This window comes from Janthinobacterium sp. TPC_1 (genome assembly GCF_056037845.1).
On sequence record NZ_CP195157.1, the window covers coordinates 2,578,262 to 2,597,447 of the forward strand.

The following is a 19,186-nucleotide window of genomic DNA, read 5'->3' on the forward strand; positions in this document are numbered from 1 at the left end:
CGCTAGCGTTTGAGGTGATCCAGGGCGGCCAGCAGCGGAATGGCCGCATCGGCGATGCGCTCCAGGCTGGCCTCGCGCAGGGCGGCGGTGTCCACCGTGTGGCCGGAGTCCAGCCCCGCCCAGCGCAGCAGCGCCGAACACGCGGCGGGCGTGTCGAACATGCCGTGCAAATAGCTGCCGAGGATTTGCCCGTCACCCGACACGGCCCCTTCCGGGCGGCCGTCGATGACGAAGGCCGGCTGCGCCAGCGCCGCGCCATGCGACACGCCCATGTGGATTTCATAGCCAGCCACCGGCGCATCGGCCGCGCCGGCAAACGCGCAGTGGCCGCGCACTTGTTCCAGCCGCTTGTCTTGTCGCTTGTTAATTCCGTCACCAGGTCGAGCAGGCCCAGTGCCTTTGATTCTCCCGCCGCGCCTTCCACGCCCAGCGGATCGCGCACGCTCTGCCCCAGCATCTGGAAGCCGCCGCAGATGCCGAGCACCTTGCCGCCATAGCGCAGGTGTCTGGCCAGGTAGGCGGGCCAGCCTTGCTGCTGCAGCCAGGCCAGGTCGCCCCGCGTGTTCTTGCTGCCTGGCAGGATCACCAGGTCGGCCGGCGGAATCGGCTGGTCCTGTTTGATGAATTGCAGGTCGATGCCGGGGTGGGCGCGCAGCGCGTCGACATCCGTGTGGTTGCTGATGCGCGGCAGTTGCGGCACCACCACCTTGAAGGCGCCGCGTTCGGCTTGCGTCGCTTCGACGGCGTCTTCCGCGTCGAGGAACAGGCCTTGCAGATAGGGCAGCACGGCCAGCACGGGCTTGCCCGTCTGCTGCTCCAGCCACTCGATGCCGGGCGTGAGCAGCGAGATGTCGCCGCGGAAGCGGTTGATGACGAAGCCGAGGATGCGCGCCCGTTCGCTGTCGGACAAACACGCCAGGGTGCCGATGATGTGCGCGAAGACGCCGCCCCGGTCGATGTCGGCCACCAGGATCACGGGGCAGTCGACGGCTTCGGCAAAGCCCATGTTGGCGATGTCGCGCGCGCGCAGGTTGACTTCGGCGGGGCTGCCTGCGCCTTCGACGATGACGGCGTCGTATTGCTGGCGCAGCCGCGTAAAGGACTCCAGCACGGCGCCCATCGCGATGGTTTTATATTGCTGGTAGTCGCGCGCATCCATCTCGGCGCGCACCTTGCCGTGGATGATCACTTGCGCGCCCGTGTTCGACGAGGGTTTCAAGAGCACCGGATTCATGTCCGTGTGCGGCGCGATGCCGCAGGCCTGCGCTTGCAAGGCCTGGGCGCGGCCGATCTCGCCGCCGTCGCTCGTCACTGCGCTATTCAAGGCCATGTTTTGCGGCTTGAACGGCACCACCGTCACGCCACCGCGCTTCAACAACCGGCACAGGGCCGCGACGACGGTGCTCTTGCCCGCGTCGGACGTCGTGCCCTGCACCATCAGGACGGGAAAGGGAAGCTTCATGCCTGCTGCTCCTGCCAGGCTGAGATGATGTCGCTGATCTGGCGCAGCCCTTCGGTAATCGCCGCCGGGCCGGGCGACAGGATGTCGGGCGACTTGATCTCGAACAGCATCTGGTTTTTCACGGCGGGAATCGCATCCCAGCCCGGGCGCGCCGCCAGCTGCGCCGGCTGGAACTTCTTGCCGCACCAGCTGGCGAGGATGATGTCGGGCGCGCGTACGACCACGTCGTGGGAGTCGGCGATGATGCGCTCCTTCGCGCCGGGCTGCACGGACAATTCCGGGAAGGCGTCCGTGCCGCCGGCGATCTCGATCAGTTCCGCCGCCCAGCCGATGCCGCTCATCAGGGGATCGTTCCACTCTTCAAAATAAATCACGGGCTTGCGCGTCCAGGCGGCGGGCCCGGTTGCGGGCGGCGGCGATGTCCGCGCGCAGGCTGGCGATCAGCAATTTGCCCGCTTCCTCGCGCCGCACCAGCGCGGCCAGCACGCCGATCATGTGCAGGATGCCGTCCACCGTGCGCTGGTTGAACTGGTGTACTTCGATGCCGGCCTTGACCAGGTCGCGGCAGATATCGGCCTGCATGTCGCAAAAGCCGATCACGAGGTCGGGTTCCACTGCCAGGATGCGTTCCAGGTTCGTGGACGAAAAGCCGCTGATCCTGGTTTTTTCCTCGCGCGCCCGTGGCGGACGCACGGTAAAGCCGGAGATCCCCGCGATGACGTCCTCGGCGCCCAGCGCGTACAGCGTCTCCACGGCTTCCGTCGACAAACAGGCGATGCGCTGGTAGTGACTCACGGCGCCGCCTTGGCTGCGAGAGCGCTACGGCGCTGGCGGGCGACTTCCAGCTGTTCGCACATGGCGGCCGTGCCTTCGATCATGCGCGGCCGGCGGCGCGGTTCAGCAGGTCGCCATTCAGGCGGAACAGGTTATTCTTGCGCACGGCCGTCATCGACGGGAAGGCGCGCCACATGGCCAGGCCGCCTTCGCTGCGCGGGTCGCTCTTTTCGCTGGTGCCGAAGATGACTTCCGGGTCTTCCTGCAGCACGCCTTCCGGCGTGACGACGGGCGCCACCACCTTCATCGCGGCGAACACATTCTGGCCGCCGCATACGCGCATCGAATCGCTGATGATGCTCGCGCCGCTCAAGGTATATAAAGGTTTGTCCCACACCTGGTAAAACACGCGCACGGGCGGGCGCTGCGCGTATTGCGCCGTCAAGCTGGCCAGCTTGGCGCGCAGCTGGGCGGCGGCCGGTCTGGCGATTTTTTCCGTGCCCATCAGCTGGCCCAGGCGTTCCATGCTGTCGGGGATGTCAGCCAGCTTGCGCGGTTCGCTGTGATAAATCGGCACCTTCAGCTGGCGCAGCATGGCGATCTGGCGCTCTCGGCGCTGCCATGCATCCACACGACGATCAGGTCCGGCTTCAGGGCGATGATGCGCTCCATGTCGTACTGGCGGTTGTCGCCCACTTGCGTGATCTGCTTTGCCGCTTCCGGGAAGTCGCTGTAGCTGACGACACCGGCGATCCTGTCGCCGCCACCGGCTGCGAACAGCAGTTCCGTCACGTGCGGCGCCAGCGCCAGGATGCGCTGCGCCGGTTTTGCCACGGTGACGGTATTGCCGTCGTCGTCGCGCACGGTGATGGCGGCGTGTGTTTGCAGCGAGACCAGTCCGGCCAGCAGCAGTGCTGTTTTCAAGTGGTTCATGTGTGCTTCCATGTGGTGAGGGCCTGCTGCAGGCGCAGCCAGGCATGTTCGTCGGGGGGCAGGCCCAGGCGGATGCCGTGGGCAGCGTGGCGGAACAGGCGCACCCAGATGCCCGATTCTGCCATGTGGCGCCAGAACGTCGCGGCGCGTGCTTCCGGCCACCATTGGAACAGCGCCGTGCCGCTGCTGCTGGCGATGCCGTGCGCAGCCAATAACTGGTGCAAGCGGGTGCCTTCTCCGCGCAGGCGCTCGCGCATCGTGTGCTGCCAATGCGTGTCGGTGAGGGCGGCCAGCGCCACTTGCTGCGCCGGGCCGCTGACGGTCCACGGACCCAGCATGTCGGCCAACTGCGTCAGCAGCGCGGGATGGGCGGCGACAAAGCCCAGGCGCAGGCCCGCCAGGCCAAAGAATTTGCCCACCGAGCGCAGCACGATCAAGCCTGGCCGATGCGTATGCGGACCCAGGCTGGCCTGCGCTTCCGTGTCGCCAAACGCTTCATCGACCACCAGCCAGCCGCCGCGCGCGGCCAGCTTGCCGGCCCACTCCAGCAGCTGTTCCGGTGCGATGCGCTCACCCGTGGGATTGTTCGGATTGCAGACGACCAGCACGTCGCAGCCGTCCACCGCAGCGGCCAGCTGCGCATACGGCACTTGCCGCAATTGGTGGCCGTGCTGGCCCCAGTGGTGCGCGTGTTCCGCATACGAGGGCGCGGCCACCACCACGCGTGACGGTGGCCGCAGCCGGGGCAGGGCCTGGATGGCGGCTTGCGTGCCCGCCACGGGCAGCATGGCCGGTGCGTCGTAATAAGCGCAGGCGGTGGCCGCCAGCGCGGGATCGGCCTCCGGCAGCCGGTGCCAGGCGTTGGCGTCGGGTGCTGGCGCTGGCGCTGGATACCAGTGCGGGTTGATGCCGGTCGACAGGTCGATCCAGTCGGCGATTGGCCGTCCATACTCGTGCGCGGCGTCGCGCAGATTGCCGCCATGTTCAAGCAAGATAGGTCTCCCGAAGGCAGGACAGGCCAGCCAGCAGCGCCACCCAGATCAGCCACAGCACGGCCGTTTCGGCCACCAGGCGCCAGGCGCGGTCGATGTCGCGCGCTTCGGCGGGACGGCCGCGGCCCAGCGGCGGGCGGCGCTCCAGCGCGCCGTCGTAGATGGCGTCGCCGCCCAGGGCCAGGCCGAGGGCGCCGGCGCCGCTGGCCATCACGGGGCCCGCGTTCGGACTGCCCCAGTTGGGCGCCTGCGTGCGCCAGCATTGCCAGGCGCGCTGTTTGTCCGCCATGCTCTTGCCCAGCATGACATAGGAGAGGGCCGTCAGGCGCGCCGGCAGGTAATTCAATATGTCGTCGATGCGCGCGGCGCAGCAGCCGAACCAGTCGTAGCGCGCATTGCGGTAGCCCCACATGGCGTCGAGGGTATTCGCCAGCCGGAATAGTACGGCGCCGGGGCCGCCCGCCACGGCAAACCAGAACAGGGTGCCGAAGACGGCGTCGTTGCCGTTTTCCAGCAAGGACTCCGTGCTGGCCTTGGCCAGGCTGGCCGCGTCGGCGTTGGCCGTGTCGCGGCTGACGATGCGCGCCGTCAGCAGGCGCGCGTTGTCCAGGTCATCGATGGCCAGGGCGTCGGCAATCGGCTGATTGTGGTCGCGCAGGCTGCGCAATCCCAGGCACAGATACAGCAGGAAGACGTGCAGCGCCGCGCCGGCCAGGCCGCACAGCCACCAGGCGGCATAGCTGATGGGCAGCACGGCCAGCGACCAGGCCAGCGCGCCGCGCAGGAAACGCCCACGGCTCCGGTTCAGCAGGCGCTCCAGCGCGCTGGCGAGGCGGCCAAAGCCCACCAGCGGATGCCAGCGGCGCGTTTCTCCCAGCAGCATGTCGAGCAGCACGCCCGCCGCCATCAAGGCGGCCAGCATAGGCAGCGACAGGCCGCTCAGCATGGGCCGCCTTTCAGGTACAGCGGCAGGCCGGCGGCGACAAAGACAGCCTTGTCGCACACGGCGGCCACGGCCTGGTTCAAGCGGCCCGCTTCATCGGTGAAGCAGCGCGAGATGGCGCCATACGGCACGATGCCCATGCCCACTTCGTTCGAGACGAGAACGAGGTCGCAATCGGTATCGCCGATTTCGGCCAGCGCGTACAGCAGGTGCGCGCGCTCGCTGTGGAACAGTTCGGGCAAGGCGATGTCGCCCACGTCCGGATACGTCTCGCCGCTGGAAAACATCAGATTCGTTAGCCACAGGGTCAGGCAGTCGACCAGCAGCAGCCGGCCGGGCCGTGCTTCCCGCAGGATGGCGTCGCCCAGGCGCAGCGGTTCTTCGATAGTAACCCACCCGGCCGGGCGCTGGGCACGGTGATGCGTGATGCGCGTGGCCATCTCGCCATCGCCCGCTTGCGCGGTGGCGAGGTAGAGTACTTCCCTGCCGGACTCGCGGGCCAGTGTTTCCGCATGGGCGCTCTTGCCGGAACGGGCGCCGCCGAAGACCAGGGTGCGCGTCATGGCGCTGTTACCACTCGGTGCCGATTTGTGCGCCGATGCCGGCCGCATAGGCATGCTTGACGACGGCCATTTCCGTGACGGTGTCGGCGATGGCGATCAATTCGTCCGGCGCGCCGCGGCCCGTGATGACCACGTGCTGCATGGCCGGGCGTTCCAGCAGGTCGGCGATGACCTTGTGCACGTGAGGTAGTTGTACTTGAGGGCGATATTGAGTTCGTCGAACAGCACCAGGCCATAGCTGGGGTCGGCCAGGAAGGTCTTCGCCTGTTCCCACGCCAGTTCGGCCTTTTCGATGTCGCGTTCGCGGTTTTGCGTTTCCCAGGTATAGCCTTCGCCCATCGCATGAAAACTGATTTCGTCGGGGAAGCGGCGCAGGAATTTTTCTTCGCCAGTCGACATGGCGCCCTTGATGAACTGCACCACGCCTACCTTCATGCCGTGGCCCATGGCGCGGATGGCCATGCCGAAGCCGCTCGAACTCTTGCCCTTGCCGTTGCCCGTGTTGACGATGATGATGCCGATTTCCTTGTCCGCCTTGGCGATGGCCGCGTCGATGATGGCCTTCTTTCTCTCCATGCGCACGCGGTGGCGCTCGTTGATTGCGGCTGTTTCTACGTCGATAGGTTTGTTGTCGCTCATGTCTAATCCTCTTTCGGTATGAATATCTTGCGTTTGCCGTGATCGATGATCTCGATAGGGTGGCCCAGGTAGTCGCCCAGGATGGAGGCCTGCATCACCTCGGCCACGGGGCCGGCCAGCCAGCCGCCGTCGCCCATCAGCAGCAGCGCATGCGTCGAGACGCTGTGCACCAGGTTCAGGTCATGGCCGACCATGACCACGGTTTTATTCTGTTCGCGGCACAGCCTGGCCAGCAGGCCCATGACGCTGACCTGGTGCGCCAGGTCCAGCGCGTTGGCCGGCTCGTCCAGCAGCAGCAGGGGCGTATCCTGCGCCAGCATGGCCGCAATCGCCACGCGCTGGCGTTCGCCGCCGGACAGGCTGCGCACGTCGCGCTCGGCCAGGTGTTCCACTTCCATCGAGGCCAGCGCCGCCAGGGCGATGCGCTGGTCGTCGCTGCCTTCCCAGTAATGGTTATCGTGATACGGGTGGCGCGCCGACAGCACGGTTTCGATGACGCGGTACGAGAACGCATCGTGGCGCGCCTGCGCGAGGAAGGCCCGTTCGCGCGCCAGTGCTTCCAGTGGCCAGTCGACCAGCGCGCGGCCCTGTATCGTCACGTGGCCCGCATCCGGTTCGCGCAAGCCGGCCAGCGCGCGCAGCAAGGTGCTTTTTCCTGCGCCGTTGCGGCCGATGATGCTCCAGCATTCGCCGTCTTTGATTTGCCAGGTGAGGTTTTCCACGAGGCAGCGCGTGCCGGCCTTTAGGCCAAGTTGGTAGGTGCGTATCATGCTTTTTTCATCTCCTGCGCAGCCGATGCAGTTGGTACAGGAAGACGGGCGCGCCTATCATGGCCGTGACCACGCCGACGGGCAGCTGCAAGGGCGCCAGCACGGTGCGCGCAAGCGTGTCGGCCAGGACGAGGAAGGTGCCGCCGGCCAGCGCGGCGGCCGGTATCAGCAGGCGGTGGTCGGGGCCGCAGGCGAAGCGCAGCGCGTGCGGCACGATCAGGCCGACGAAGCCCACGCTGCCGGCGCTGGTGACGGCGCTGGCTGTGAGCAGGCCGGAACAGAAGAACAGTCCCTTGCGCAGGGCGCCCACGCGCACGCCCAGGGTGCTGGCAGCTTCCGCGTGCAGGGCCATGACGTTCAGCGAGCGCGCGCAGCGCAAGGCGAAGGCCATGGCCCCGGCCAACACCAGCCAGGGCATCAGCCGCGCGGGCGCGCCGGACAGGTCGCCGATCATCCAGAACACCATGCTGCGCAAGCGGCTTTCCGGGGCGATGGACAGCATCAGGGTGACGATGGCCATGCAGGCCGAGGCCAGGATCACGCCCGTCAGCAGCAACAGCGAGGCGCCGCCTTCGGCCGCCGTGCCGCCGCGCAGGTCGCGGCGCGCAAAAAAGTACAGCAGCATGGACACGCCGACGGCGCCGGCAAAGGCAGCCGCGTCGACCACCCACAGCGCGCACATGAACAGCAGCGCGGCCAGCGCGCCGACGGAAGCGCCGGCGGAAATGCCCAGCACGTAAGGATCGGCCAGGGGATTGCGCAGCAGCGCCTGCATCATCAGGCCGGCCAGCGACAGCGCCGCGCCGGTGACAAAGGCGGTCAGCGCACGGCCCAGGCGCAGGTCAAGCAGGGTGGCGGCGAGGGTGTCGGTCTTGCCCTGCATGACGTGGAACAGGGCGGAAGGCAGGTCGGCGAGCGGAATCGCGATCGAGCCGATCATGCCGGAGAAAATCAGGCTGGCAACGGCGCACGCGACCAGCACCGTGAGGATCACGGTGGCGCGGTGGCGCATATTGCGGAAAAATGGGTGCATGTACTGCCTTAAAAACGGGGACTGCAGAACTGCATCTGCGGGCGAGGGCGGCATGCCATCGCCCGCAGCTTACATCATTACATCATGCTTATTTCATGCCGTAGCGTACGCCAACGAAGAGGTTCGAGCCTGGCGTTGCATAGAAACGGCTCAGTTCATAGTCCTTGTTGGTGATGTTGTTCCAGCGTGCCAGCACCGACCAGTCACGTGCGAACTGGTAGGTGGTGTACAGGTTCAGCAAGCCATAGCCACCGAGGGTGGTTGTGTTGGCGGCATCTGCAAAACGTTTGCCCGACAACTGCCATTCCGTACCGGCGGTCAAAGGACCGGTTGTGTAATCGACAGCGAAATTGGCGTGCTTTTTCGCGCGGAGTGGCAGTTGCTTGTCGAGCGATTCATTGCGCGGATCTTGCAGATCGAGATTGCCACTGACGTTGAAGGCGCCGAACTTATGCGCGCCAGCCAGCGTCAGGCCTTTGAGCAATGCTTTGTCGACATTCATGCTGCAGCCTTCGCCTGGTGTCCAGCCTATCACCGTGCAAGGCCATACGTAGACAAGCATGTCGGTAATTTTGTTGTGGTAGTAGGTTGCGCTCAGTTGCGATTGGCCGTCGTTGTATTGCAAGCCAACTTCAGCATTGCGGCCTTTTTCCGGTTTGTTCGTCGGAATGCCGTAATCGGGGTAGTACAGATCGTTGAAGGTCGGTGCACGGAAACTGGTGCCATAGCTGGCGTTGGCGCGCAAGGCGTTGCTGAAACGGTAGCCATAGGCGACGCTACCTGTGTTGTGCGTACCAAACGCCGAGCTGTCGTCGCGACGGCCGCTGATGCTGGCCAGGTGGGCGCCGCGCACCAGGTTGTACGACGCTGCAAACGATTTGGTATTGCGTCCGCGGGACAGGCCTTTCTTGGAGCTCACGACATCTTCGTCACGGTACTCACCCAGCAGTTGCAGGGTGTCGCGGCCGATGAGAATATCGTTTTGCCAACTGATGTCGCTTTGCTTGGTGTCGAACTGGCTTCTGCCAAAGGCGTCGTTGGCGGAAACTGAGGTCAGTTTGTCGTTCGATTCTGCGTAGCGCAGCTCGCTGGTCCAGTTCGGCAAGAACTGGTTTTTCGTGAAGACCGAAATGCTTTCCTGCTTATTGTAGTTGCGCGCGTCGAAGTTCAAGCCCGCATCGTATTGTGCGTCCAGTTTGCTGTTCAGGAAAACCAGGCCGACTTCATGGCCCTTGGCCATCTGGTAGCCCAACTGGCCGCTGACGCTTTCCTTGTCGTAGCCGTCTTTGTCCGGATTGTAGGTGTATGACGAAGCGCCCAGCTTGGAGGCGGAATAGCCATCCGATTTTTCCTTGCCCGCAGTCAGCGCGTAGCTGAAACTGTTGTTGCCACCGGTAGAGCCTGCAACGCTTGCTTCTACCTGGCGGGTGTTGTCGCGGCCGTAGCCGGCGAAGGCGGAAAAGCGCGTCGCGCCGTCGCCTTTCTTGGTAAAGATCTGGATCACGCCGCCGACGGCATCGGCGCCATACATGGTGCTCAGTGGGCCGTAGACGATCTCAACGTGGTCGATGCTCGACAGGGGCAGGGCGCTCCAGTTGGCAGTGCCCAATGTGGCGGAGCCAATGCGCACGCCATCGACCAGCACGATATTCTGGTTGCTGTTCGCACCGCGGATGAAGACGCTCGAATCGGTGCCTGGGCCGCCATAGCGATTGACTTCAATGCCGCGCTGCTTTTTGCGCAGGTCAATCAGCGTACCGGCGCCCGAGCGCGCGATGTCTTCCGAGCTGATGGTCTGCGTATCGCTCAAGACCTCGCTCAGGTGCTGCGGGTAGCGGTTGGCGGTGACGACGATGGGGTCGAAGGTATCTGGCGTGGCTTGGGCGAAAGCGGCAGGCGCGGCAATGGCTAGCGCGAGCGACGTGAGGGCCGCGTGGCGGGAAACAGCATGGGTCATGATAATTTTCAGTAAGTAATATGCAACCAGCCGACGTCCCCGTAGGCCAGATTGAACAGAAGTGGGAACTGAAGATGACGATCGAAGATGGCCATGGGCCATTCGGATCGCGAACATCCCCGTTCGCCCACTTCCACCTGTCCTGGCCGGTATCCGGGCTGGCAAGTACGGCCATCCCACCTTCCCATGCTCGATGATTGCAAGCACAGTGGTTGTCAGAGATAGCTTGTCACCCGCTTCCTGTGGGGAGGGGCGACACTTGCTTACCGTTGCGGGGGCAGCACACGTTCGCCGCGAGCGCGGCATCGTGTTTCCCGTTTAACTGCGCTCATGGACATGAGCGCGGGCACCAAAACCCCGCCATTATACGTGCAGCAGGCGTGGACTGAAATGGCCGGCTGGACGATTCGATATCAGAAATCGACGACGACCGTCGCACCGTAGGCGATTTTATGGACGGAACGGGCGGCCAGCAGGGCCGTTTCCTCCAATGGCAGCCGGGCTTGCAGTGCCGACAGCAGGCGGATGGTACCCGCATGGCAGATGATGATGGCTGTTTCGTGTTGTTCGCGCAACAGATCGCCTAAAAACGCATCGACGCGGGCGGCCATCGCCAGCACATTCTCGCCGCCGCCGGGGCGATACCAGGCCAGATCGGCGGCCCAGGCATCGATGTCCGCGCGCGCAATCGCGTGCCAGGGCTGCATTTCCCATGTGCCGAAATCCATTTCGGCCAGCCGGGCATCAAAGTGTAATTCGCTCTCGGGCAGATCCTGCGCCAGGGCAGTCGCCAGGCTGGCGCAGCGGCGCAACGGGCTGGCATACAGCGGCACGCCGGCCGGCAAAGTCGCTTGCAGGCTGGCGCGCGCTGCGGCCATTTCGTGCGGCGCCACCGCCACATCGCTGCGGCCATAGCATGTGCCGCTGGTGACTTGCGGCGCGGGGTGGCGGACGAGGATCAGGCGCATGGTGTTTAGAAGAAGCGTGCTGGCGGCTGAAAGCTGGACAGGATGGCCAGGTAAATCGCCACTTCCGCCACCTGCTGCACGGCGCCCAGGCAGTCGCCCGTGTAGCCTTGCAGGCGGCGCTGGCATTTGCGGCCCAGCCAGAGTGCGGCAGCTGCCGCCGCCACGATGGCAAAGGCCAGCGCGCCCCAGTCGACTATCCCCAGCATGCCGCAGGCGATGGCGGGCAAAAGGGCGCAGGTGGCGGCGATGAGGAATTCTCCCGTCGTCATTTCCTGAGCCATTGGCTTGGACTTGCCTTCGTCGCGCGCATAGTCCATGACCCAGATCAGCGAGACGGCGGCCAGGCGAGACAAAGGATGGGCGATGAATAATGTCGCCACCACCGTGGCAGGTGGCAGCGAAGCGAGCGTTGTGCATTTGATGGCCAGCAGGCAGACGATGCCGATGGCGCCATACGCGCCGATGCGCGAATCCTTCATGATTTCCAGTACCCGCTCGCGCGTCAGTCCACCGCCAAAGCCATCGCACATGTCGGCGAAGCCGTCTTCGTGGAAGGCGCCCGTCAGGTAGATGCCGGCGGCGGCGGCTAGCAGCACGGCCACCGTCGAAGGCAGGAGCCAGCTGGCCAGCAGATACACTGCGCCGGAAATGGCCGCCACCACCACGCCGACCAGCGGAAAGTAGCGCGAAGCGTGCTGCAGCCAAGCCGGCTCGAAACCCACCCAGCGCGGGATCGGCAGGCGCGTGAAGAACTGCAGCGCGATGAAGAAGAGGCGGCACTGGTGGACTGCGGCGGAAACGGGGTTGGCCATGGGTCTTAGTCTGGCGTGGACTTTTCGCTGACCTGGGCCGATGCGAAGGTCGCCATCTCGCGCATGAAGTTGACGGCTGCGTGCAGCAACGGCAAGGCCAGTGCCGAACCCGTGCCTTCGCCGAGGCGCAAATCGAGGTGCAGCAGTGGGCGCGCTCCCAGGCTGGCCAGCAACTGGCGATGGCCGTTTTCATCGGAACAGTGCGAAAACACGCAGTAGTCGAGGATGGCGGGCTGCAAGCGGGCCGCCACCAGCAAGGCGCTGCTGACGATGAAACCGTCGATCAGCAAGATCATGCGCCTTTCGGCGGCTTTCAGCATGGCGCCGGCCATCATGGCGATTTCGAAGCCGCCGAAGGTGGCCAGCACGTCGAGCGGCTCATGGACTGCCGCATGATGGGCGACAGCCGCTTCGATCACCCGCTGCTTGTGCAATATGCCTTCCTTGGACAGGCCGGTGCCGGCGCCCACGCAGTCGGCGACCGGCTTTTGGGTCAGCTTGTGCATCAGTGCAGCGGCGGCCGTGGTATTGCCGATACCCATTTCGCCAAAGCCCAGTACATTGCCATCCAAGGTGGCGGCCAGGTCCATGCCCGCTTGCATGGCGGCCAGGCATTGTTCCTGGCTCATGGCGGGTTCTTTGGCAAAGTTGCGTGTGCCGGGACCCTGCTTGCGGTCGAGCAAGCCGTCGCGCGGGCCGAAATCGTGGTTCACGCCAGCGTCTACTATATATAAGGCGCAATCGTTCTGGCGGGCAAAGACATTGATGGCGGCGCCGTTACCGAGGAAATTTTCTACCATTTGCCAAGTCACGCTTTGCGGATAAGCAGAAATGCCTTCCGCGACGACGCCATGGTCGGCCGCGAAAACGATGATAGCCGGTTGATATAGTGCCAGTTGCGTGCTTTGCTGGATCAGGCCGATCTGGCGTGCCAGGGTTTCCAGTAGCCCCAGGCTGCCCAGCGGCTTGGTCTTGCTATTGATGGCATGTTCGAGGGCGGGCGTTGGCCAGTGCGGGATTGGCGGTGGGGGCGATGTGTGAGATAGGCATGGGAGTCAAGGTAGATGCGGCAGGATATTGTCTGTACTACGATATCACACAGCAATATTTGCCCAGCTGCAAATTAGCCCTTGTGGGTTGCGCAGGGCAGGGCTATAATTCGCCCCCTCGCTGAACGACGCATGCAAATGCAGCGTAAAGTGAGAAAAAAGAAGGAGTTGACGGACGTAGCAAATTGCTTCATACTCTTCCTTCTTCGCAGCTGACAAACACAACGCTTTGTCGATAGCGCGAAAGCAGTAACCGAATACAGTTCTTTAACAATTAACAGTCGATAAGTGTGGGCATTTGATGTAAGTGCAGCGGCGATCTTCGGATTGCTGTAATACTTAAAATATATCAAATGTTCACAAGAAATAATGAAATAGGATACTTCTTCGGAAGTAGCCTGTCAGTTTTTTGAGTGAGCGACCCGTCAGCAATGACGGTGCCTGTAAAAGGGCAAAGTAACAGAGATTAAACTGAAGAGTTTGATCCTGGCTCAGATTGAACGCTGGCGGCATGCCTTACACATGCAAGTCGAACGGCAGCACGGAGCTTGCTCTGGTGGCGAGTGGCGAACGGGTGAGTAATATATCGGAACGTACCCTAGAGTGGGGGATAACGTAGCGAAAGTTACGCTAATACCGCATACGATCTAAGGATGAAAGTGGGGGATCGCAAGACCTCATGCTCGTGGAGCGGCCGATATCTGATTAGCTAGTTGGTAGGGTAAAAGCCTACCAAGGCATCGATCAGTAGCTGGTCTGAGAGGACGACCAGCCACACTGGAACTGAGACACGGTCCAGACTCCTACGGGAGGCAGCAGTGGGGAATTTTGGACAATGGGCGAAAGCCTGATCCAGCAATGCCGCGTGAGTGAAGAAGGCCTTCGGGTTGTAAAGCTCTTTTGTCAGGGAAGAAACGGTGAGAGCTAATATCTCTTGCTAATGACGGTACCTGAAGAATAAGCACCGGCTAACTACGTGCCAGCAGCCGCGGTAATACGTAGGGTGCAAGCGTTAATCGGAATTACTGGGCGTAAAGCGTGCGCAGGCGGTTTTGTAAGTCTGATGTGAAATCCCCGGGCTCAACCTGGGAATTGCATTGGAGACTGCAAGGCTAGAATCTGGCAGAGGGGGGTAGAATTCCACGTGTAGCAGTGAAATGCGTAGATATGTGGAGGAACACCGATGGCGAAGGCAGCCCCCTGGGTCAAGATTGACGCTCATGCACGAAAGCGTGGGGAGCAAACAGGATTAGATACCCTGGTAGTCCACGCCCTAAACGATGTCTACTAGTTGTCGGGTCTTAATTGACTTGGTAACGCAGCTAACGCGTGAAGTAGACCGCCTGGGGAGTACGGTCGCAAGATTAAAACTCAAAGGAATTGACGGGGACCCGCACAAGCGGTGGATGATGTGGATTAATTCGATGCAACGCGAAAAACCTTACCTACCCTTGACATGGCTGGAATCCCCGAGAGATTGGGGAGTGCTCGAAAGAGAACCAGTACACAGGTGCTGCATGGCTGTCGTCAGCTCGTGTCGTGAGATGTTGGGTTAAGTCCCGCAACGAGCGCAACCCTTGTCATTAGTTGCTACGAAAGGGCACTCTAATGAGACTGCCGGTGACAAACCGGAGGAAGGTGGGGATGACGTCAAGTCCTCATGGCCCTTATGGGTAGGGCTTCACACGTCATACAATGGTACATACAGAGCGCCGCCAACCCGCGAGGGGGAGCTAATCGCAGAAAGTGTATCGTAGTCCGGATTGTAGTCTGCAACTCGACTGCATGAAGTTGGAATCGCTAGTAATCGCGGATCAGCATGTCGCGGTGAATACGTTCCCGGGTCTTGTACACACCGCCCGTCACACCATGGGAGCGGGTTTTACCAGAAGTAGGTAGCTTAACCGTAAGGAGGGCGCTTACCACGGTAGGATTCGTGACTGGGGTGAAGTCGTAACAAGGTAGCCGTATCGGAAGGTGCGGCTGGATCACCTCCTTTCTAGAGTTTGCACGAACCAGTAATGGTTCACGCATCAAATGTTCACACTTATCGGCTGTTTAATTAAGAAGAAACAGTAGTCGTAGTAGCACCGCGTTGGGGCTGTAGCTCAGCTGGTTAGAGCACCGTGTTGATAACGCGGGGGTCGTTGGTTCGAGTCCAACCAGCCCTACCAGTCATACCCAGGGGGATTAGCTCAGCTGGGAGAGCACCTGCTTTGCAAGCAGGGGGTCGTCGGTTCGATCCCGTCATCCTCCACCAATACTTTGAAAGTGCAAACGTAAGCCGGTCAACAAGACTGTGGTTTAGGTTTGATCTTTTAGCGATCAAAGCTGTTTCGTTCTTTAACAATCTGGAAGAAGTAAAGATTATTTATTGATCGGTTTGCCGTAACAAGCAAATCGATGGGTAATGATTGTATGTATCAACAAACAAGCAACAACGTTGTACTTTCTTATCCCTGTAGTAGCGCTCTTTGATTACCTAGTAATCAGAGGCTAACGTTATAGGGACAAGCGAATAAGTGCACATGGTGGATGCCTTGGCGATTACAGGCGATGAAGGACGTAGTAGCTTGCGATAAGCTGCGGGGAGTGAGCAAACACACTTTGATCCGCAGATTTCCGAATGGGGCAACCCACCCTTTTAGGGTATTGCATACTGAATACATAGGTATGCAAAGCGAACGCGGCGAACTGAAACATCTAAGTAGCTGCAGGAAAAGAAATCAACCGAGATTCCCAAAGTAGCGGCGAGCGAAATGGGAAGAGCCTGTACGTGATAGTCGGACCGATAACAGAATCCTCTGGAAATAGGAGCCATAGTGGGTGATAGCCCCGTATGTGAAATCGGACCGGTGGTACTAAGCGTACGACAAGTAGGGCGGGACACGTGACATCCTGTCTGAATATGGGGGGACCATCCTCCAAGGCTAAATACTCGTAATCGACCGATAGTGAACCAGTACCGTGAGGGAAAGGCGAAAAGAACCCCGGAAGGGGAGTGAAATAGATCCTGAAACCGTGTGCATACAAACAGTAGGAGCGGACTTGTTCCGTGACTGCGTACCTTTTGTATAATGGGTCAGCGACTTACATTCAGTGGCAAGGTTAACCAGATAGGGAAGCCGTAGAGAAATCGAGTCCGAATAGGGCGATCAGTCGCTGGGTGTAGACCCGAAACCAAGTGATCTACTCATGGCCAGGATGAAGGTGCGGTAACACGCCCTGGAGGTCCGAACCCACTAATGTTGAAAAATTAGGGGATGAGCTGTGGGTAGGGGTGAAAGGCTAAACAAACTTGGAAATAGCTGGTTCTCTCCGAAAACTATTTAGGTAGTGCCTCAAGTATCACCATCGGGGGTAGAGCACTGTTATGGCTAGGGGGTCATTGCGACTTACCAAACCATTGCAAACTCCGAATACCGATGAGTGCGAGCTTGGGAGACAGACGTCGGGTGCTAACGTCCGGCGTCAAGAGGGAAACAACCCAGACCGCCAGCTAAGGTCCCAAAGATTGGCTAAGTGGAAAACGAAGTGGGAAGGCTAAAACAGTCAGGATGTTGGCTTAGAAGCAGCCATCATTTAAAGAAAGCGTAATAGCTCACTGATCGAGTCGTCCTGCGCGGAAGATGTAACGGGGCTAAGCCAGTCACCGAAGCTGCGGATATCCTTTATTGGATATGGTAGGAGAGCGTTCTGTAAGCCTGCGAAGGTGTCTTGTAAAGGATGCTGGAGGTATCAGAAGTGCGAATGCTGACATGAGTAGCGATAATGGGGGTGAAAAGCCTCCACGCCGTAAGCCCAAGGTTTCCTGTTCAACGTTCATCGGAGCAGGGTGAGTCGGCCCCTAAGGCGAGGCAGAGATGCGTAGCTGATGGGAAGCAGGTTAATATTCCTGCACCGTCGTATGATGCGATGGGGGGACGGATCGCGGAAGGTTGTCCAACTGTTGGAATAGTTGGTTTCTGTCTCATAGAAGGCGCTTAGGCAAATCCGGGCGCGGAATTCAAGGGGATGGGACGAGTGAACTTGTTCACGAAGCAATCGGAAGTGGTTCCAAGAAAAGCCTCTAAGCTTCAGTCATACGAGACCGTACCGCAAACCGACACAGGTGGGCGAGATGAGTATTCTAAGGCGCTTGAGAGAACTCGGGAGAAGGAACTCGGCAAATTGGTACCGTAACTTCGGGAAAAGGTACGCCCCGGTAGCTTGATTGGTTTACTCCATGAGGGTGAAAGGGTTGCAATAAACTGGTGGCTGCGACTGTTTAATAAAAACACAGCACTCTGCAAACACGAAAGTGGACGTATAGGGTGTGACGCCTGCCCGGTGCTGGAAGATTAAATGATGGGGTGCAAGCTCTTGATTGAAGTCCCAGTAAACGGCGGCCGTAACTATAACGGTCCTAAGGTAGCGAAATTCCTTGTCGGGTAAGTTCCGACCTGCACGAATGGCGTAACGATGGCCACACTGTCTCCTCCCGAGACTCAGCGAAGTTGAAATGTTTGTGATGATGCAATCTACCCGCGGCTAGACGGAAAGACCCCATGAACCTTTACTGTAGCTTTGCATTGGACTTTGAACCAATCTGTGTAGGATAGGTGGGAGGCTTTGAAGCGGGGACGCTAGTTCTCGTGGAGCCAACCTTGAAATACCACCCTGGTTTGTTTGAGGTTCTAACCTTGGTCCGTTATCCGGATCGGGGACAGTGCATGGTAGGCAGTTTGACTGGGGCGGTCTCCTCCTAAAGTGTAACGGAGGAGTTCGAAGGTACGCTAGATACGGTCGGACATCGTGTTGATAGTGCAATGGCATAAGCGTGCTTAACTGCGAGACTGACAAGTCGAGCAGGTACGAAAGTAGGACATAGTGATCCGGTGGTTCTGTATGGAAGGGCCATCGCTCAACGGATAAAAGGTACTCTGGGGATAACAGGCTGATTCCTCCCAAGAGTTCATATCGACGGGGGAGTTTGGCACCTCGATGTCGGCTCATCACATCCTGGGGCTGTAGCCGGTCCCAAGGGTATGGCTGTTCGCCATTTAAAGTGGTACGTGAGCTGGGTTTAAAACGTCGTGAGACAGTTTGGTCCCTATCTGCCGTGGGCGTTGGAAATTTGAAGGGGGCTGCTCCTAGTACGAGAGGACCGGAGTGGACGAACCTCTGGTGTACCGGTTGTCACGCCAGTGGCATTGCCGGGTAGCTAAGTTCGGAAGAGATAACCGCTGAAAGCATCTAAGCGGGAAACTTGCCTTGAGATGAGATTTCCCAGAGCCTTGAGCTCTTTGAAGGGTCGTTCGAGACCAGGACGTTGATAGGCTGGGTGTGGAAGTGCAGTAATGCATTAAGCTAACCAGTACTAATTGCCCGTACGGCTTGTCCCTATAACCTTAGCAGGTACAGAGGATAAGACGGTACAACGTTGCGTGTGTGTTGATACACCGATTCATTACCCCAATCTTTGCGCTTCTTCCAGATTCATGGCCTTGTTGCTCAACAGAGAACAAGTGCCAGTACAAGTTATGCCTGATGACCATAGCAAGTTGGTCCCACCCCTTCCCATCCCGAACAGGACCGTGAAACAACTTTGCGCCGATGATAGTGCTGCAACCAGTGTGAAAGTAGGTTATCGTCAGGCTTGTTATTCGCAGTAGAGAAAAACCCGATCAGCAATGGTCGGGTTTTTTTTCGTCTGGCGGTTTGAGCGTTCGCCCCAAGCGAAGGCTGGGGTCAGACCCTGAGGGTCTGACCCCGGTATTTCGCCGTTGGGGTAATTCCGAATAAAAAAAAAGCAGCGCTACGCGCTGCCTTTGCCATCTAACGTCGCTTAACTTCCGCGATAAGTCGAATACGACCACGGCGATACCACTAGCGGAACATGGTAGTTTTCATCCGTATGCGCGATACCGAAGGACAGGGTGACCAGATCGATGAAGCGGGGCGAGGGCAATTCCACGCCTTGGGCGGCGAAATAGTCGCCTGCATTGAATACCAGTTCATACTGGCCCGCCTTCATGCTGTCGCCTTCCAGCAATGGCGTGCTGCAACGGCCGTCGCTATTGGTCATATCCATCTTCAATAACACTTTTCCTTCCGGCGCGACCGAAAACAGGGCCACCTTGACGCCGGCTCCCGGCCTGCCGTGGGCGATATCGAGTACATGCGTGCTGAGTTTTCCCATTTGCTATCCTGTATATAGGGTGAGTGAATGTGCTTATCGTGCAAATCATATACCGGTGACTGCGCCCGGCTATATGATTGGGCATATAGCCAACATTGTCCTCCTATAGG

General features: G+C 60.3%; 12 protein-coding genes, 2 tRNA genes, 3 rRNA genes, 3 pseudogenes and 1 riboswitch. Of the genes and pseudogenes, 5 read left to right on the forward strand and 15 right to left on the reverse strand.

The annotated features are described in order from the left end of the window. Window positions 1-2: 2 nt before the first annotated feature. The 14 genes and pseudogenes from ACQVLG_RS12660 to cobT form a co-directional block, all read right to left on the reverse strand. A pseudogene (locus tag ACQVLG_RS12660) lies at window positions 3-1,462 on the reverse strand (cobyric acid synthase). Beyond that, window positions 1,459-1,836, reverse strand: a complete 378-nt coding sequence (locus ACQVLG_RS12665; RefSeq protein WP_474294857.1) for an ABC transporter substrate-binding protein — start codon at window positions 1,834-1,836, stop codon at window positions 1,459-1,461. Before ACQVLG_RS12665 ends, ACQVLG_RS12660 begins: the two are co-directional and overlap by 4 nt. Further along, complete coding sequence (locus ACQVLG_RS12670; protein WP_474294859.1) at window positions 1,823-2,257, reverse strand: ABC transporter substrate-binding protein; 435 nt, start codon at window positions 2,255-2,257, stop codon at window positions 1,823-1,825. The genes ACQVLG_RS12665 and ACQVLG_RS12670 overlap by 14 nt, the downstream gene beginning before the upstream one ends. Further along, window positions 2,254-3,169 (reverse strand): annotated as a pseudogene (locus tag ACQVLG_RS12675) (cobalamin-binding protein). The gene ACQVLG_RS12670 and the pseudogene ACQVLG_RS12675 overlap by 4 nt, the downstream one beginning before the upstream one ends. Beyond that, window positions 3,166-4,161 carry a threonine-phosphate decarboxylase CobD gene (cobD, locus tag ACQVLG_RS12680; RefSeq protein ID WP_474294861.1) on the reverse strand — a complete coding sequence of 332 codons (996 nt, stop codon included), beginning with the start codon at window positions 4,159-4,161 and terminating at the stop codon, window positions 3,166-3,168. Before cobD ends, ACQVLG_RS12675 begins: the two are co-directional and overlap by 4 nt. Then, complete coding sequence (gene cbiB, locus ACQVLG_RS12685; protein ID WP_474294863.1) at window positions 4,154-5,107, reverse strand: adenosylcobinamide-phosphate synthase CbiB; 954 nt, start codon at window positions 5,105-5,107, stop codon at window positions 4,154-4,156. Before cbiB ends, cobD begins: the two co-directional genes overlap by 8 nt. Continuing rightward, window positions 5,101-5,667 carry a bifunctional adenosylcobinamide kinase/adenosylcobinamide-phosphate guanylyltransferase gene (gene cobU, locus ACQVLG_RS12690; protein ID WP_474294865.1) on the reverse strand — a complete coding sequence of 189 codons (567 nt, stop codon included), beginning with the start codon at window positions 5,665-5,667 and terminating at the stop codon, window positions 5,101-5,103. The genes cbiB and cobU overlap by 7 nt, the downstream gene beginning before the upstream one ends. 7 nt (window positions 5,668-5,674) lie before the next feature. Next, window positions 5,675-6,306, reverse strand: a pseudogene (gene cobO, locus ACQVLG_RS12695) (cob(I)yrinic acid a,c-diamide adenosyltransferase). A 2-nt stretch (window positions 6,307-6,308) separates the two neighbouring features. Beyond that, entirely contained in the window at window positions 6,309-7,076 is a 768-nt protein-coding gene (locus ACQVLG_RS12700; protein ID WP_474294867.1) for an ABC transporter ATP-binding protein, read from the reverse strand. Between the two features lie 7 nt (window positions 7,077-7,083). Continuing rightward, window positions 7,084-8,109 (reverse strand): FecCD family ABC transporter permease, encoded by a 1,026-nt coding sequence (locus ACQVLG_RS12705; RefSeq protein WP_474294869.1) that lies wholly within the window; start codon window positions 8,107-8,109, stop codon window positions 7,084-7,086. Window positions 8,110-8,197: 88 nt separating this feature from the next. Next, a complete protein-coding gene (locus tag ACQVLG_RS12710) occupies window positions 8,198-10,066 on the reverse strand; it encodes a TonB-dependent receptor domain-containing protein (RefSeq protein ID WP_474294871.1) in 1,869 nt (622 codons plus the stop codon). 127 nt (window positions 10,067-10,193) lie between these two features. After that, a riboswitch (cobalamin riboswitch) is annotated at window positions 10,194-10,435 on the reverse strand. Window positions 10,436-10,479: 44 nt separating this feature from the next. After that, the gene (locus ACQVLG_RS12715) at window positions 10,480-11,034 is read right to left on the reverse strand and encodes a histidine phosphatase family protein (RefSeq protein WP_474294873.1); all 555 of its coding nucleotides are present in this window, start codon (window positions 11,032-11,034) and stop codon (window positions 10,480-10,482) included. Window positions 11,035-11,039: 5 nt separating this feature from the next. After that, the gene (locus tag ACQVLG_RS12720; protein WP_474294875.1) at window positions 11,040-11,846 is read right to left on the reverse strand and encodes an adenosylcobinamide-GDP ribazoletransferase; all 807 of its coding nucleotides are present in this window, start codon (window positions 11,844-11,846) and stop codon (window positions 11,040-11,042) included. A 5-nt stretch (window positions 11,847-11,851) separates the two neighbouring features. Beyond that, window positions 11,852-12,865, reverse strand: coding sequence for a nicotinate-nucleotide--dimethylbenzimidazole phosphoribosyltransferase (gene cobT, locus ACQVLG_RS12725; RefSeq protein WP_474295638.1), 1,014 nt, complete (start codon window positions 12,863-12,865; stop codon window positions 11,852-11,854). A 498-nt stretch (window positions 12,866-13,363) separates the two neighbouring features. On the opposite strand from cobT, the gene ACQVLG_RS12730 reads away from it, so the two are divergent. The 5 genes from ACQVLG_RS12730 (at window position 13,364) to rrf (ending at window position 18,533) form a co-directional block, all read left to right on the forward strand. Continuing rightward, window positions 13,364-14,894 (forward strand): 16S ribosomal RNA (locus ACQVLG_RS12730). Between the two features lie 98 nt (window positions 14,895-14,992). Then, window positions 14,993-15,069, forward strand: a tRNA-Ile gene (locus ACQVLG_RS12735). 10 nt (window positions 15,070-15,079) lie between these two features. Further along, a tRNA-Ala gene (locus ACQVLG_RS12740) sits at window positions 15,080-15,155 on the forward strand. Window positions 15,156-15,403: 248 nt separating this feature from the next. Further along, window positions 15,404-18,279 (forward strand): 23S ribosomal RNA (locus ACQVLG_RS12745). 141 nt (window positions 18,280-18,420) lie between these two features. Next, window positions 18,421-18,533: ribosomal RNA gene (gene rrf / locus ACQVLG_RS12750) — 5S ribosomal RNA — on the forward strand. Together the 16S, 23S and 5S rRNA genes with 2 tRNA genes alongside form the textbook arrangement of a ribosomal RNA operon. Window positions 18,534-18,722: 189 nt before the next feature. Here the strand turns inward: rrf and uraH are convergent. Then, window positions 18,723-19,076, reverse strand: a complete 354-nt coding sequence (uraH, locus tag ACQVLG_RS12755) for a hydroxyisourate hydrolase (RefSeq protein WP_034754489.1) — start codon at window positions 19,074-19,076, stop codon at window positions 18,723-18,725. Window positions 19,077-19,186: the final 110 nt, after the last annotated feature.